The following is a 14,957-nucleotide window of genomic DNA, read 5'->3' as shown; positions in this document are numbered from 1 at the left end:
CGACCTGCTGAATCAATCAATACGAAAACGGAGGTATTTTTTATGCGAGAACTCAGAAACACAAAAATCATTGCTGTAGATCATGGCTACGGCAATATGAAAACAGCAAACACCGTCACCCCAACCGGCATCAAAGCCTATGAAACTGAACCAATCTTCACCGGGAATATTCTGGAATACAACGGCATTTACTACCGGATCGGCGAAGGACACAAAGAATTTATTCCGGATAAAGCTATGGACGAAGAATATTATCTTCTGACACTAATGGCTATTGCAAGGGAACTGAATGTCTTTTCCATCCGTGAAGCAGATGTTCATCTGGCTGCCGGACTTCCTCTCACATGGATCAGAAATCAAAGAGAAGCTTTTCGTTCCTATCTGCTCCAGAATCCAGAAGTCCATTACCTTTTTAACGGCAAAGAGTATTATCTCCGCTTTGTGGGATGCAGCCTTTACCCACAGGGGTATCCGGCTATCGTAAACCAACTAGGAAATTTCAAGGGAACCAATCTCCTTGCAGATATCGGAAACGGAACCATGAACATTCTGTATGTCAACAATAAGAAAGCGCAGGAGAGCCGATGTTGGACAGAAAAACTTGGTGTAAACCAGTGCATGATTGCCGCAAAGAACGCTGTTCTGGACAAATTCGGAGTGAAAATTGAAGAATCCACAGTAGAACAGATTCTGCGGTTTGGAACAGCTGACATTTCAACACCATATCTGGATTGTATCAGTTCTATTTCCAGACAGTATGTGGCAGAACTTTTTTCCACGCTCCGCAAATATGAATACAATCCTGACCTGATGCGCCTGTATGTGGTTGGCGGCGGTGGATGCCTGATCCGTAACTTCGGAACGTATGACAAATCACGAGTCACAATCATTGATGACATCTGCGCCACTGCCAAAGGTTACGAATCTCTGGCTTATATGAGCCTGAAAAGGAGGGGATAAACCATGCAGAACAATATCCGCAACACAAACCTGCGCTTTAATCTGGACAAAGAACAGCAGCGGAGAGCCTGGGAATATTTACAGACGATGGACAGGCAGGATTTTAAATCTTACAGTCAGGTAATCTCTCTTGCACTGGTAGATTATTTTGACCGCTACTACCGCACACAGGCTGATCCTTATCTGGAAACAAGAGAACGGGAAGAACTTTTTGTGAAACAGATTGTAGATGCAGTGGAAAACAGTCTGAAACAGGCATTGCCACTTTTTCTTTCCGGACTGACTGCAGGCATGGCGCAAAGGGAGCCCCAAATCAGGGCGTCCTTTCCAGCACCTGAAAATTCACAGCCAGATAGTGATGTAGACTGGGATTTTCTTGGAGAATAAACCCTTTTGATTGGAGGTGAACACATGACTGACTTTCTGACAGCAGACACCAACCTGCCATCTTATATGATGTTTCCCCGTTTCCTTCTGGACATGGAAATAAACGAAACTGCCAAAATGCTTTATATTATCCTGCTCGACCGGGCAAGGCTTTCCCAGAAAAATGAGGGCTGGTCAGATACAGATGGTCATGTGTTCATTTACTTTACGATTGAAGCACTGGCAGAAGTTCTCCACAAAAGCCAGATGACTGTTAAAACTGCTCTGGCAGTACTGGAAAAACAGGAGCTTATCTTCCGAAAACGGCAGGGACCCGGACAGCCTAATCGGATTTATGTAAAACTCCCAAAAGAAACCATCCACTATACAGACAGATTTCTTTCCCTAAGACAGACAGAAAACTGTCCTATTGACAGACGGGATTCTTTCCCTGATACAGACAGAAAACTGTCTGGTAATAAGAAAGAGATAAAAAAGAACAATTTAGAAAAAAGAGGGAGTAAGGATCCACTCTCACCCTATGGAAAATTTCAAAATGTTTTTCTGTCAGAAAAAGAGCTGGAAGATATCCGGCAGACAATCCCTGACTGGCAGGATTATATTGAACGCTTATCCGGTTATATGGCTTCTACCGGAAAGCAATATCAGAACCATGCAGCTACCATCATCAGTTGGGCAAGACAGGATCATCCTGCTTCCCGGCAAAGGAATTACGAAAGTGAGGAATACGAAACACTATGACAAGATTTACAGAAAAAGCAAATGCTATAACACCAAACAGAGAACTTCAGCCTGATGAATATTTTAACGAAACAGACCACCTGATCTACTGTTCCAAATGCAATACGCCAAGACAATGCCGGCATGAATTACAGGGAAAGGTTCTTATTCCTTCTATCCGCTGTAAATGCCAGCAGGAAATCTTTGAGCAGGAAGAGACCCAGAGAAAACTTCATGAAAAACAAATGGAAATAGAGCATCTTAAAACCAGCGGCTTACAGGACAAAGCACTCTATGACTACACTTTTGCCAGGGATAACGGCATCAATCCGGAAATAAAACTGGCACACAATTATGTAAGCAACTGGGAAGAGATGAAAGCAAACGCTTCCGGACTTCTCATCTGGGGTGATGTCGGTACTGGAAAATCTTTTTTTGCAGGCTGCATTGCCAATGCCCTTCTGGAAAAAGGCGTTCCTGTACTGATGACCAACTTTTCCCGGATTCTGAATACCCTTACCGTAATGCATTTTGAAGACAGAAACCAGTTCATCAACAGCTTAAACCGCTACAGTCTTCTGATTATTGATGATCTCGGAATCGAGCGGAACTCTGACTTTGCACTGGAACAGGTATTCAATGTGATTGACTGTCGTTACCGCAGTAAAAAACCCCTGATCATAACGACCAATCTCACTTTATCAGAGCTGAATAACGCCGCTGATATCGCACACAAACGAATTTATGACCGCATTCTAGAGAGATGTATTCCTGTCCGTATCAATAACCGGAATATCCGTCAGGACAACGCTTCCGCCAATTTGAAAGAGGCGAAGAAAATCCTGCTAAGCAATCCTGATTTGAACCAGAATTGAAACAACGGAGTATAACTCAATAGTTATTTCTCACTGGCAGTGGTGCTACTTTCTTTTCATATTCATCACCAGAAATATGCCACTGTCAGTTATCCGAAACTATAGTACTAGACCAGAAGATTTTGAAACCAAAATTGCCCGGATACGGGCATAAAAAGGAGGTGCCAGATATGGCAGATAAAAGGACAATAACACCAGAAGAAAAAGCACTTTTACAGGCAAAGCACCGTCAAGAAGAAGCTGAAGCAAGAAATCGGAAAAAAGAGCGTGATGCCAGAACACACCGATTAGTCCAGGAAGGAGCAATTCTGGAAAGTATTGTTCCCCATATTAAAGAAATGGATTTAGATTCCCTAAAACGGGAGCTGATGATCCGGTTACGGGGAATGTAAACGCACAAGTTCTACTCCCGAAGGGCGCACTTACTCACCACCTGATAAATCAGGCAGTGGTATCCCCTTCGGGGCTCGTGCGCTCTGCCGAGGGCTTTATCCGCTGTTGCAGGCAACATCGAAAGGAGGTGCCAGATATGGCAATTTATCATATGCAAGCCAAAGTCGTCAGCCGTGGTTCCGGTCGGTCTGCTGTTGCTGCTTCTGCTTATATGAGCTGTAGCCGCATGTACAATGATTATGACGGCATCCAGCATGACTATACCAGAAAGCAGGGGCTGATCTATCAGGAGGTGATGCTTCCTCCAATGGCTCCATTGGAATGGAATGACCGGGAACAACTCTGGAATGCTGTGGAAGAAAACGAAAAGACCAAAGACAGCCGACTTGCAAGAGAATTTGTTGTCGCACTCCCCGTTGAGTTGGATAAAGACAGCAATATTTCTCTTCTTCAAAATTTTATTCAAAAAAATTTTGTGGATATGGGCATGTGTGCTGACTTTGCTATTCACAATACAGATGGACACAATCCTCATGCACACATTCTGCTTACCGTCCGTCCACTGAATGAAAACGGAACATGGCAGTATAAAACAGAAAAAGAATATCTCTGTATAAAAAATGGGGAAGAAAGAGGATTTACTGCTTCTGAATTTAAAACTGCTCAGAAACAGGGATGGGAAAAGCAATATCGCTATAAAGTTGGGAAAAAGAAAGAATATCTGACTTCCTCTGTTGCACAGGAAAAAGGATATGAACGGATTGATAAACACCCCAAGAGCAGCCGATATGGCAGACAGAATCCTATTTCCGAACAATGGAACAGTGATGAACAACTTTGTATCTGGCGGGCAAACTGGGCAGATGCCGTAAATGAAATGCTTGCACGTAATCAGATAAATGCTACCATTGATCACCGCAGCTTTGCAGATCAGGGAATCACCGAACAGCCAACCATCCATGAAGGCTACATTGCCCAGAATATGGAAAAGAAAGGCATGATAGCAGACCGCTGTGAAATCAACCGTCAGATTCGTGCGGATAACAAAATGCTCCGAGAATTAAAAGCAAAAGTAGCAAAACTGGCTGAAGCTGTAGAAAAGTCTATTCCAATAATTGCAGAAACATTGGAAGCAATCCGAAATCACATGATTTTTACACAATATCATTTGCTCCACAATGAGATGCAAAAAGAAGTGATCCATGACTGGATGAATCATTTTAATCCAATACTGAATAAATACAACACCGTTAAAAAGAAACTCAAAGCTAAAGTTACAGAGCGGAAAGAACTGAATGTGAAAAAAGAGAAAACCAGTATTTTGAATCGCATCCAGCATATAAAATTGAATCAGCAGCTTACCACTATTACCGAAGAAATCGAAGAACTGAAATCAAGGAAAGAGCAGCTAATCTTCCAGGCAGAATGCTCTACCGATAAAGATATGACGAATCTATCCAAAAAATATGACCAGATGAATAACAATCTGGATATCCTGGATTCTCAGGACATCTCGCTCAAAAAACAGCTTGAAAAAGATGCCGCCGCTTTCCGGGAAGAAAAATTTCGTCCTGAACCAGAACAGTACACAGAATTGCTGGATACCAGAATCCAGATACGTCCTGATTTTCGGGATAAGCTGATTGAACAACTCAAAGGTACTTCCGGTAAATATTACGACTATCACCGTCGTGATATTGCCGCCAATGAGGTGGATTATCTCAATGTGGAGGATCCTGATGTTTTCTCCCATCGTGCATGGGAACTTGAATATCAGAGGAAACAGGAGATGCGACGAAATCAGCCTGCTCGAACTAAGAAAAGATCATATGATATAGAATTATAATTTCTTTAAAAAGAGGCGCATGGATCAGCAACTCCATACGCCTTTCTATATTCCAATGTGAAACTTGTCTACAACAGCTGTTACAGTCTCATACCTATAGCCCAATTTCTATTACTTATTCTTTCCACAACAAAATTTATACTTTAATCCACTTCCACATGGGCACTTCTCGTTTCGAGATATTTTCTTTTTTACAGATATATTTTTATCTTTACTATCTTCTAGTTCTTCTCTAACCAGCGGTGGGAAATCCATATCAATAATTCTATTTGTTAGAAGATGATATGGATTAAGTAAATCATCAACAACCATCATTGTAACTTTACTTGTATCTCCCATTTCACCATTAAAACTTGCTGAATACGACTGTATCACCCCAAATTCATGCATATGATATTCAGGAGAAGGATCACAGTCAACCAACATAATATCTCCTACCGTATTTGATTTTCCAGTCAAAAAAATTCCAATGGCAGATAGTTGTATAATCTTTCTCAGAGAATTACTATAATTTTTATCAATGCTAAATATGTTGTCATTATTAAATACGCGTAAATCATCTCCAATTAAAGCTGTATACAACAGACTACAAGCATTTTCCAATGATTTTTGAAGAGCAAAAATCATCAATGTTTCAGCCAGTAATATTTCTTCTATTTTTTCAAATTTTGTTACCAAACATTTTTCTAGTGGTTTAATACTTTCTGGCACTACATCTAAAGGACACGCCACTATCTCCTTCTCGAAAACCATAAACATAGTATGTATGTCCTCAGGTTTAAGTTCTTCCACGAGAGCATTAATCGATGAATTAATCAGTTTTTTGTATAGTTTAGATTCTCGAAATGCTTCCGCAGCTTTTTCATATTCCTTTTCAGCTAAGAATGGTACTCCTGCTGGTGCAGTTATAGGTCTATATTTACTATATGGGTCCAATGCCTTCGCAATCTTAGGATTTGAAATCTCTAACTCCTTAACACATTCTTTTATAAGAGCGTAAATAGTGGCATGTGCTCTTGCAAATATCTGTATGTCCTTATCAGGTAATGGTGTAATCCCTTGTAATACCGTCTTATAATCATCCGTATGTTCATTAGCATAAAGATACCCATAAAACTGGTTATTTCCGTGTTTTGCCGCCTCATGAAACATTGAATATTGGGGTATCACATATTCTTCAGATTTGCAAGTGAAAAGCCTTAGATATGTATCATTGACAATATTTGTTTCTGTTCTTTTCTGTATTGCTTTGCATAATTTGAATACTTCAGATCTAAAATCCACTGTTATCACCACCTTAATTATCTCTTTAATCTGCGTTTTTCTTCTGCAGCATATAGTTCTTTCTGTATAAGTTCTTTTATCTCATGTTCACCCACATGCTTAATGGTTTCATTAATTGAGTATTTTTGAGTAACATAAACCACATTATCGTTATTTAATAGGTTAAGAACGATATTCGGTATAATTCTCCTTGATAGATACAAGAATTTCTCAAACAGAAGTCGTTCGCCAGTTTCATCATTTAGTACAAATGGTCCCCATTTTTCTGGATGATAACGGCAAAGCGATCCCATAATAAAAAGCGCTGCATACATATTGAACAAAGGCGGCAATGTAATCAACTGTCCATTCTTTATAAAACCAGCTTGTAAATAAGGCTGTCCGGAAAAGGAAATCCTTTTTATGTCTTTTCCGGACATCTTTTTCCTTAAGATAAGATAATCCCTGTCTGATTCACGTTCATGTCCTACTTGCGGTAGAAGATAATTTTTCTCAAAACCCTCAACATTATTTAAAACTGCACTAATAGCTTCAACCTTATTTTTGTTTAAATATAATCGTTCGATTGTTCCCGTTGGTGTATTAAAAAGGTCAAGAAGAAGCGTATTACCATTTTCTTGTGCATAACATTTTCTATAATCCTGATCGATTTCAACAATAGATGATAAGAAATCCATCATCTTCCATTCACCACACTTTGTCAAATCCTTTTCGAACCCTAGTATTCTAGCAAATTGATGTATACCTCCAGTATTAGGATCTCCAAAAACAACATTAGCCTCTGCGATATATGTACTTATTGTAGAATCTATTGCTGTCATGCCATGATTTTTTATTTCAGGTCTCTTACCTGTCATCAATGAAGTCAATCCCAATAGCAGATTAGTTGCTCCATAATACAAAAGTAACGGCGATATCTGAAGATTTGCACTCTTACTTGCTTTAAAATATTCATTTGCCTGCAGGAAAGACCCAATAATTGTGTTTATTGTATCTTCATCCTCATCCAAGGAATGTTCCTTTAAATATCTTGAAACGTTCGCCCGATATGAGTATTGCAGTAGTTCTCGCCACAAATCATCTTCTGGACTTTCTGTAAATATTTCTCTATTTATCATGGTTAACCTTTACCCTCCTATTAGATGTTTTTAAGACAATTTGATAGTATGTTCTTTATTTCTAAACTACACAGACACTCTTGCACGCAGAACCATTGTCTAAATGGCTTCATAATATAGTCATTCGCCCAGTTTCCAATCCTGCACAATACCTACTTCCATGTTATTTACAGTAAGAAGAATAATCGCTACCTGACTATTTTTCCTGATTTCTCTTACAAAATTAATGCATTTTCATCCGGCAAGTCCACATTTAATAAAATCAATATGATATCTTCCCTTTTCACGATTTCTCTAGCCTTCTGCAATGATAAAAGAAATAAGCATCTTTCTTTAAAGCCAGACATATTCCATCATTTAATTTTTGTCATCTTCAACAATCAATTCACTCTGCTTTCTTTCAAATTATATTAATTGTATCATTGCCAGTTTTATAAATCAAACCGTTAAATCACAATCTCCAACGGAAATTATCTTATAAGCAGCAAAAAGCTCCCGAAGGAGCTTTCCACGCTTTAAATATACACTAATTCTTTCAACACAATCTCTTCTGCTGCATTTCGGATATTATTCACCGCCCTGACCCATTCCATATGGTCATAGGCTTTCAATTCTTCCGTAATAGCTTGTTTTTCCATCATCTGACTCACCAGAATATCCATTCTCTCCTGTGCTTCATCGTCCACAGTATTCAGATGTTCTGTCAGTCTGTCTTCCAGCATATACAGTGAATACATTGCCGGACGATGCTCTTTCAGATATGTTTTCCGCATCATTCCATATTTCCCATAATGCGGTTCTTCATCTGTACTGACAAGATTCGGATAGTAAATTCCGTCTGCGCCAAGTGTGTAGGTTCCACCCATTTTTTCAAATGTACTTTTCATGTGTTATTCCTCCTTGAAATCAGCGATGTCCTTAGATCATCGCATAATATTTCAGGGCAGCCTTGATAGCATCTTCTTTCTCTTTCGGGCATTGTGGAACTCTTGCATTTTCTGATTTTGGAAGATTATAGTTTTCTCCCACTTCAATTCCACATTTGCGTTTTACCTGAGAAATATATAAACTTGAAACCTTCAAGCCAAATTCTTTCAGCACATAATCTTTGATTTCCTGATAGGTTGCCTTCAACTCGGCACTGGTAGCATCCAGCTCGTCCAGGTCTAAGTCGATCTCTATCGTGTCATCTGGTTTTTGTTGGGACAAAAGAACAACCGTTTCCACATGCACACTCATCGGGAATTGGTCCACTGTCCGCCACTTCACCAGCGCATACTCTCCGCTCTCGCACAGATACCTCAGATCTCTTGCCAGTGTTGCGGAGTCACAGCTCACATACACAATCCGTTCCGGCTTCATCTCCAACATCGTCCGCAGCAACGTCTCCTCACAGCCTTTCCGGGGCGGATCCACCACAATCACGTCGGCGTGCGCGCTTTTACCCGGATGCTCTTTTGCGTAATTATCATAATACTCCGGCAGTACTTCTTCTGACTTACCGGTATAAAAAGTCACGTTTTCGATTTCGTTAAGCTGTGCGTTCTGCCGTGCATCCTCAATTGCCTGAGGCACAATTTCCACACCGTGGACTTCCTTCGCTTTCTGCGCAAGGAATAAGGAGATTGTTCCGATGCCACAGTACAGATCCCAAACAATTTCTTTACCTGTGAGACATGCATAATCCAACGCCAGTCCATATAGTTTCTCTGTCTGTGCAGGGTTGACCTGATAGAAAGAAAGCGGTGAAATCTGATATTTCACAGCACCGATATAATCTGTAATATATCCCCGTCCCCAGAGTATTTTATAGGAATCTCCCATGATCACATTGGTTCGTTTTGTATTCGGACTTAGCGTGATACTTGTCATTCCTTTCATTTTGCACAACTGCTTAAGCAGCTCTTCCTGATGTGGAAGGGTGGAACCATTTACCACGAAGCATACCATGATTTCTTTTGTTGCAAATCCATAGCGAATCAGAACATGCCGAATTAGTCCTTTTCCGGTCTTTTCGTCATAGGAAGGAATTTTATATTTTTTCATAAACGAAAGCACCGTCTCTAAAATTTCCCGGTTTTCCGCCACTCCGAGCGCGCAATCCGTATTGGCAATAATATCATGCGTCCGCTCCGCATAAAAGCCTGTCACGGGCTGTCCGTCTTTTCCGGTGCCAAAAGGGAATTGTGCTTTATTCCGGTAATGGAAGGGTTCATCCATCCCTATTATCGGCTCCATTGTCCGTTCCAGAAATTCCGGTGTGAATCCGCCAATTCGTTCCAGATTCCCCCATACTTTTTTTTGTTTAAATTCCAGCTGCTTTTCGTAGTCCATTTCCTGAATCTGGCATCCGCCGCATTTCCGGGCAAACCTGCATTTTGGCTCAACACGGTGCTTTGACGGCTTCACAATGCGCATCAACCGGGCATAGCCATAATTTTTTTTAGCTTTCATGACCTTTGCTTCTACCACATCACCGATAATCGCATCCTTAATAAATAGGGTATAGCCATCAACCTTGCCTATACCCTCTCCATGAATTCCTATATCTTCAATTATTACTGTAACCAAATCATTTTTCTGCATAACTGTTACTCCACTACGTCTCTAACGATGTTTTCCGTAAATTCGTCTCAAAGAGACGGTTATACCCTATCCAGTCTTTCCCGTTCTTATCTTTAAATATCTCTGTCAGAGTCTGCATTTTTGCGTCTGTACAGTCTGCAAAATTCAGCGCCATCGCCTCTGCTAAAGCCGGTTTTTTTGGGGAACCATACTCCAGCTCGCCATGATGGGCGATGATGCAGTGCTTCAGCTCGCTGGCCAGTTTTTCCGGGAATTCCGGCATCGTGCGAATAGCATCTCCTACCATTTCAACGCCGATTATGATATGCCCCAGAAGCTGTCCATCGTCTGTATAATCATTTTCCGGGAAGGCAGAGAGTTCTTTCGTCTTCCCGATGTCATGACACATTGCAGCTGTATACAACAGGTCTTTATTCAGAATTGGATACGCAGATACCATGTACTCACAGAATTTTACTACGCTGAGCGTATGTTCCAGCAATCCTCCGGCGAATCCGTGATGAACCGTCTTTGCTGCTGAATGTCCTTTAAACGTCTTGATAAATGCCTCATTTTTTTCAAAATAGTACTCGATAACTCCCCTGAGATACGGGTTTTTTACCTGCCTGCCATAAGCAAGCAGTTCCTGATACATCCCTTCCGTACTTTTTTCTGTGGTAGGCATGTAATCTGCCGGATTATATTCGTCCTCATACGCTTTTCGCAGCTGTTTGATGTTAAGCTGGAGTGCGTTGTTGTAACTGATGACCTCTCCATATACTTCTACAAAATCCATCTCGTCGTAATCTGCAATCCCGCCGGAATTTGGATCCCATACTTTCCCGTCCAAGGTTCCTGTCTTATCCTGTAAAATCAGGTTATCGTACGGTTTCCCGTTCCTTGTCTCCGCCGACCGCTTCCCTTTGCATAAATAAATATTCCTGATTGTTTCTCCCTCTCTCAGGGTATTGATGTACCTCATATGTCTGCCTCTTTCTATTCTTTATTTCCTATTATAATTGAAAATTCAATATCCACATATCCGTTAGCTCCCTGCCGCATACCGGTAATCTCCACCTTCTGTCCTTCCCGGCACTTCATCAGCTTTTCATGATACGCATCCAAAGTCGTAATACTTTCACCGCCAATACAGTTTATCACATCGCCGCTTTGGATTCCCGCTTTCATGGCAGGCGAGTCAACTTCCACCTCCTGCACATAGATTCCTTTAGGAATCTTCTGCTGCTCTGCAAGCGTCTCTGTAACCGTAACCCCCTTAATCCCAATATAAGGAACTGTTTTTCCATTTGACAGAAGCTCTATGATATCTTTCAAATCAGAAATACCATAGGCTGTCACCAACTTCATGCTGTCCTTATCGGAAATGCTCTGGTCTATCATCCCCACAACTTCACCTTGCAGGTTCACCAGAATCCCCGTACCATTTTCCGTCGCCGGAATATCCGTACACAGGATTCCATATTCTCCATCTTCTTTTACCACCTGGTTTTTTACAGATGCCTGGACTCCATAGCCTACAGATCCATAATAACCGAAGGGTTTCCCAAGTGCAATCACTCCGTCGCCTTTACCCACGGAGCCGGAACTTCCCAGGACAGCCACCTGAATCTGCTCTCTCGCAGACTCTTCCATATTGCTTTTTTCCACGGAATAGATAGCAAATCCCAGTATCTCTTCTTTCTGTTTCAGCTCTGCCGGATATACCTTCCCGTCTGCAAATGTCACCGTCAGGCTTTCCGCCCCTTCTGCCACGGAACTTTTCCCAAAAATAAGAATTTCCTGTCCATTGTCAAATACAATCACGCCCGCTGCGCTGTTTTTTTCATCATATGCCTCGTTTTTCCACTCCTGGCCACTGTGTATACCCGTGATTTCCACTACGCTCCTGCCTGCCGTATCCGCCACCTCATAAAGTGCCTGGTTCATTTCCCGGTAATCCTCAATGGTGAGAGCCGGAGCCTGTTCTTCTGCCGGTTCTATATCTTCTTCTTGCGTAACTTCTTCTTCCTCTTCTTCCGGAAGTTCCACTTCCTGCGGATCGCCCTGAAATTTCTCTTCTATAACTGGCTTAACTGCATAGAATCCCAAACAGGATGCCGCCCCGAAAATAAGACCGAGTCCGACATATCTTACAACCAGATTCCGCCACTTCTTTCCGGCGCCTGCCTCGTCTTTAATCGTCTCCTGCATAAAAGAATATTCTTCTTTTTCCTGTGTTTCAGAATCGTTTTCCCGATTCTGTGGTTCTTTGTATTCCATGCCGCCTTTTCTCCTTTACGATCCTTTTTTCAGTATAGCATATCAGACATTGTGAGTTCAATAAATATTCAATATTGTCCTTTCCTTTATAAATAAAATACGTTAGAATAGGGACAGGTGAAGATTATGAACAAAAAAACATTAACAAAATTAGAATACAATAAAATAATGGATTTACTTACAGAAGAGGCGACTACTCCCGGTGGAGAGAAGAAATGCCGCTATTTAAAACCAATGACCGATTTGGCTAAAATCGAGACTGCCCAGGAGCAGACCGCTGCTGCATTTACCCGGATTGTGAAAAAAGGCCGTCTCTCCCTCAGTGGCTGTTATCCCGTGGAGGACTCCATGAAACGTCTGGAAATCGGCGCCGCTCTGGGAGCCGGCGAACTGCTTCGAATCTGCAAATTACTGGAAGCAGCCAGTCGTGCAAAATCTTATGGACGCCATGAAACGACAGATGAGAATGCTGACTGCCTGGATGTTTATTTTGAACAGATTGAACCTCTGACAGCACTCGCATCCGAGATTCGCCTTTGTATCATCAGTGAAGAAGAGATCAGCGATGACGCCAGCAGTACATTAAAGCATATTCGCCGCTCTATCGGGCAGTTAAACGATAAGGTGCATTCTACCCTTGCCGGTCTGGTAAATGGTTCTCTGCGCAATTATCTGCAGGATGCGATTATTACCATGCGGGGAGACCGCTACTGCATCCCTGTCAAAGCAGAGTACCGCGGACAAGTGCAGGGATTGATTCACGACCAGTCTTCCACCGGCTCTACCCTTTTTATCGAGCCGATGGCAGTAGTGAAGCTAAATAACGATCTGAAAGAATTGTACGGGAAAGAGCAGGAAGAAATCCAGGTCATTCTCGCCCGGCTAAGCGAAGATGCCGCCCAGTATGTTGAGCCTATCCGCACAAATTACCGTATCCTGACGGAACTGGATTTCATTTTCGCAAAAGGGAACCTTGCACTCTCCATGAACGCCAGCAAACCTATTTTCAACAAAGAAAGACGAATCCATATCCGCGAAGGGCGCCACCCTCTTTTAGATAAAAAGAAAGTTGTTCCTATCACGGTTACTTTAGGAGACAGTTTTGATTTACTGATTGTTACGGGACCGAATACCGGCGGAAAGACCGTATCCCTCAAAACGGTAGGATTATTCACGCTGATGGGGCAGGCAGGTCTTCATATTCCTGCGCTGGATCGCTCTGAACTTGGTATTTTTGAAGATGTATATGCGGACATTGGCGACGAGCAAAGTATAGAACAGAGCCTAAGTACCTTTTCGTCTCACATGACGAATATTGTATCATTTCTAAAGAAAGTTAAAAATGACTCTCTTGTACTCTTTGATGAATTAGGAGCCGGAACCGACCCTACAGAAGGAGCTGCACTTGCAATTGCCATTCTGAATCACCTGCACCAGCAGGGAATCCGCACCATGGCAACCACACATTATAGTGAGCTGAAGGTATTTGCCCTTTCTACACCCGGCGTTGAAAATGCCTGCTGCGAATTTGACGTGGAGACACTTCGCCCCACCTACCATTTATTAATTGGTATTCCGGGAAAGAGCAATGCATTTGCCATATCAAAAAAGCTTGGGCTGCCCGAATATATTATCAATGAAGCCAGAACACATTTGTCCGAACAAGATGAATCTTTTGAGGACCTTCTTACCGACCTGGAGTCCAGCCGCCGTACTATTGAAAAAGAGCAGGCAGAAATCAGCGCTTACAAACGGGAACTGGAACAATTGAAGACCGAGACCAGAAAGAAGCAGGAAAAACTGGAAGAGCAGCGGGAACGTATTTTAAAAGAAGCCAATGAAAAAGCGCATGCCATCCTTCTGGAAGCTAAGGAAGTTGCCGATGAAACCATGAAAAATTTCCGAAAATTCGGCAAAGAAAATGTTTCCGCCGCAGACATGGAACGGGAAAGAGAGCGGCTCAGAAAACAGATTGCTTCCACAGGTTCTAAGGTAGCGATTGAAAAACAGCGGCCCAAAAAACAGCATAAGCCTTCAGATTTTAAGCTGGGAGAATCCGTGAAAGTATTAAGCCTGAACCTGACAGGAACGGTAAGTTCTCTCCCTGATGCCAAGGGAAATCTGACCGTCCAGATGGGAATTCTGCGCTCTCAGGTAAATATTTCCGACCTGGAGATTATAGAGGAAGTACCGTCCTATTCTGCTAAGAATATGCGCCGGACATCTCAGGGCAAATTAAAAATGAGCAAATCCTACTCTGTCAGCACAGAAATCAATCTTCTGGGCAAGACAGTCGATGAAGCAATTGCCGAACTGGACAAATATCTGGACGACGCTTATCTGGCACACCTTTCCAGTGTCCGTATCGTCCACGGTAAAGGAACCGGGGCTTTGAGAAATGGCATACACAACTATCTGAAGCGCCAGAAGCACGTAAAGAACTACCACCTTGCCGCCTTTGGTGAAGGCGATGCCGGTGTCACAATTGTAGAATTTAAATAATTTGTTTTATGAATCGTAGGAGGGGAA

At 42.0% G+C, this 14,957-nt stretch carries 13 protein-coding genes; 7 read left to right on the top strand and 6 right to left on the bottom strand.

The window, feature by feature from the left end; translation table 11 throughout:
- Nucleotides 1-42: 42 nt before the first annotated feature.
- From OCV99_RS12985 to mobQ, 6 genes are all read left to right on the top strand, one after another.
- Nucleotides 43-960 carry a ParM/StbA family protein gene (locus OCV99_RS12985; RefSeq protein ID WP_158371131.1) on the top strand — a complete coding sequence of 306 codons (918 nt, stop codon included), beginning with the start codon at nt 43-45 and terminating at the stop codon, nt 958-960.
- Nucleotides 961-963: 3 nt separating this feature from the next.
- On the top strand, nt 964-1,347 hold the full coding sequence (locus OCV99_RS12980) for a hypothetical protein (RefSeq protein WP_005348488.1): 384 nt from the start codon (nt 964-966) through the stop codon (nt 1,345-1,347).
- Nucleotides 1,348-1,371: 24 nt separating this feature from the next.
- Entirely contained in the window at nt 1,372-2,088 is a 717-nt protein-coding gene (locus tag OCV99_RS12975; RefSeq protein ID WP_009265795.1) for a replication initiator protein A, read from the top strand.
- A complete protein-coding gene (locus OCV99_RS12970) occupies nt 2,085-2,942 on the top strand; it encodes an ATP-binding protein (RefSeq protein WP_055941439.1) in 858 nt (285 codons plus the stop codon). The genes OCV99_RS12975 and OCV99_RS12970 overlap by 4 nt, the downstream gene beginning before the upstream one ends.
- A gap of 170 nt (nt 2,943-3,112) precedes the next feature.
- Nucleotides 3,113-3,334 (top strand): DUF3847 domain-containing protein, encoded by a 222-nt coding sequence (locus tag OCV99_RS12965; protein ID WP_009265797.1) that lies wholly within the window; start codon nt 3,113-3,115, stop codon nt 3,332-3,334.
- A 137-nt stretch (nt 3,335-3,471) separates the two neighbouring features.
- Nucleotides 3,472-5,181: a MobQ family relaxase gene (gene mobQ, locus OCV99_RS12960; protein ID WP_158371130.1), complete on the top strand. Its 1,710-nt coding sequence runs from the start codon at nt 3,472-3,474 to the stop codon at nt 5,179-5,181.
- A 111-nt stretch (nt 5,182-5,292) separates the two neighbouring features.
- On the opposite strand, the gene OCV99_RS12955 is transcribed toward mobQ, so the two are convergent.
- From OCV99_RS12955 to OCV99_RS12930, 6 genes are all read right to left on the bottom strand, one after another.
- A complete protein-coding gene (locus OCV99_RS12955; protein WP_050783755.1) occupies nt 5,293-6,465 on the bottom strand; it encodes an SEC-C metal-binding domain-containing protein in 1,173 nt (390 codons plus the stop codon).
- 17 nt (nt 6,466-6,482) lie between these two features.
- Complete coding sequence (locus OCV99_RS12950) at nt 6,483-7,583, bottom strand: YaaC family protein (protein WP_009265800.1); 1,101 nt, start codon at nt 7,581-7,583, stop codon at nt 6,483-6,485.
- A 515-nt stretch (nt 7,584-8,098) separates the two neighbouring features.
- Nucleotides 8,099-8,470 carry a TnpV protein gene (locus OCV99_RS12945; RefSeq protein ID WP_009265801.1) on the bottom strand — a complete coding sequence of 124 codons (372 nt, stop codon included), beginning with the start codon at nt 8,468-8,470 and terminating at the stop codon, nt 8,099-8,101.
- 31 nt (nt 8,471-8,501) lie between these two features.
- Complete coding sequence (gene rlmD / locus OCV99_RS12940) at nt 8,502-10,169, bottom strand: 23S rRNA (uracil(1939)-C(5))-methyltransferase RlmD (RefSeq protein ID WP_158371128.1); 1,668 nt, start codon at nt 10,167-10,169, stop codon at nt 8,502-8,504.
- 13 nt (nt 10,170-10,182) lie between these two features.
- On the bottom strand, nt 10,183-11,130 hold the full coding sequence (locus OCV99_RS12935; RefSeq protein ID WP_158371126.1) for a 3'-5' exoribonuclease YhaM family protein: 948 nt from the start codon (nt 11,128-11,130) through the stop codon (nt 10,183-10,185).
- 14 nt (nt 11,131-11,144) lie between these two features.
- Nucleotides 11,145-12,428, bottom strand: a complete 1,284-nt coding sequence (locus OCV99_RS12930) for a S1C family serine protease (protein ID WP_158371125.1) — start codon at nt 12,426-12,428, stop codon at nt 11,145-11,147.
- A 126-nt stretch (nt 12,429-12,554) separates the two neighbouring features.
- Here OCV99_RS12930 and OCV99_RS12925 point away from each other — a divergent pair, with 126 nt between their 5' ends.
- Nucleotides 12,555-14,930 carry an endonuclease MutS2 gene (locus OCV99_RS12925; protein ID WP_158371123.1) on the top strand — a complete coding sequence of 792 codons (2,376 nt, stop codon included), beginning with the start codon at nt 12,555-12,557 and terminating at the stop codon, nt 14,928-14,930.
- Nucleotides 14,931-14,957 lie beyond the last annotated feature (27 nt).

It is taken from the genome of Dorea acetigenes, from assembly GCF_025567385.1.
Taxonomy (GTDB): domain Bacteria; phylum Bacillota; class Clostridia; order Lachnospirales; family Lachnospiraceae; genus Claveliimonas; species Claveliimonas acetigenes.
Note: the sequence above shows the minus strand (reverse complement) of the source record. Positions and strands in the feature narration are given on the sequence as shown.

Coding starts and splice junctions, on each gene's coding strand:
- OCV99_RS12985 (WP_158371131.1), top strand. CDS start 43: ATGCGAGAACTCAGAAACACAAAAATCATTGCTGTAGATCATGGCTAC.
- OCV99_RS12980 (WP_005348488.1), top strand. CDS start 964: ATGCAGAACAATATCCGCAACACAAACCTGCGCTTTAATCTGGACAAA.
- OCV99_RS12975 (WP_009265795.1), top strand. CDS start 1,372: ATGACTGACTTTCTGACAGCAGACACCAACCTGCCATCTTATATGATG.
- OCV99_RS12970 (WP_055941439.1), top strand. CDS start 2,085: ATGACAAGATTTACAGAAAAAGCAAATGCTATAACACCAAACAGAGAA.
- OCV99_RS12965 (WP_009265797.1), top strand. CDS start 3,113: ATGGCAGATAAAAGGACAATAACACCAGAAGAAAAAGCACTTTTACAG.
- mobQ (WP_158371130.1), top strand. CDS start 3,472: ATGGCAATTTATCATATGCAAGCCAAAGTCGTCAGCCGTGGTTCCGGT.
- OCV99_RS12950 (WP_009265800.1), bottom strand. CDS start 7,583: ATGATAAATAGAGAAATATTTACAGAAAGTCCAGAAGATGATTTGTGG.
- OCV99_RS12945 (WP_009265801.1), bottom strand. CDS start 8,470: ATGAAAAGTACATTTGAAAAAATGGGTGGAACCTACACACTTGGCGCA.
- rlmD (WP_158371128.1), bottom strand. CDS start 10,169: ATGCAGAAAAATGATTTGGTTACAGTAATAATTGAAGATATAGGAATT.
- OCV99_RS12935 (WP_158371126.1), bottom strand. CDS start 11,130: ATGAGGTACATCAATACCCTGAGAGAGGGAGAAACAATCAGGAATATT.
- OCV99_RS12930 (WP_158371125.1), bottom strand. CDS start 12,428: ATGGAATACAAAGAACCACAGAATCGGGAAAACGATTCTGAAACACAG.
- OCV99_RS12925 (WP_158371123.1), top strand. CDS start 12,555: ATGAACAAAAAAACATTAACAAAATTAGAATACAATAAAATAATGGAT.